This window comes from Dryocola clanedunensis subsp. sulfonylureivorans, assembly GCF_016756775.1.
Taxonomy (GTDB): Bacteria; Pseudomonadota; Gammaproteobacteria; order Enterobacterales; family Enterobacteriaceae; genus Dryocola; species Dryocola clanedunensis.
Window position 1 is genome coordinate 1 of sequence record NZ_JAERMU010000089.1, and the last position, 502, is coordinate 502.

The window sequence follows — 502 nt, forward strand, 5'->3', positions numbered from 1 at the left end:
GTTTAATGCGCAGAGAGTACTCCCGTATATGAAAAAGCCCCGACGCAGGCGAGAGCTAAAATTCGGAATTAAAATTATTAAACCTGTGTTATTAACCCTGTCAAGCGCCCAGGGAACCTGGCTTTCCATAAACAAAGGAAACTGGTAACGTGACTGAACCACATATAAGAAAGGGATTCAGATGAGTACATATATCATTCGAGTTGAGCTACATGGAGCTAAACCTGAAGACTACGAGACCCTTCATGAGAAAATGGAATATGCTGGGTACCAACGTAAAATCATTGGGGTTTCAGGGACGGAATATCAGTTACCAGATGCAGAATATAGACGTTACTCAAAAACTCGTATGAGCACGACCGCAATTGCTAACCAGGTTCATAAAATTGCATCTTCTGTTATATCAGCTCCAGGTGTATTGGTTACTGAGGCTGCAAGTATCGAGGTGATTGGGTTGCGAGCATCGAGGAGATAGTTCCATCACCAATTTTATCCATACCTT

At 42.4% G+C, this 502-nt stretch carries 1 protein-coding gene; it reads left to right on the forward strand.

The features are described 5' to 3' along the window. Positions 1-181 precede the first annotated feature (181 nt). Positions 182-475, forward strand: coding sequence for a DUF2622 domain-containing protein (locus tag HYQ67_RS23920; protein WP_202308685.1), 294 nt, complete (start codon positions 182-184; stop codon positions 473-475). Positions 476-502: the final 27 nt, after the last annotated feature.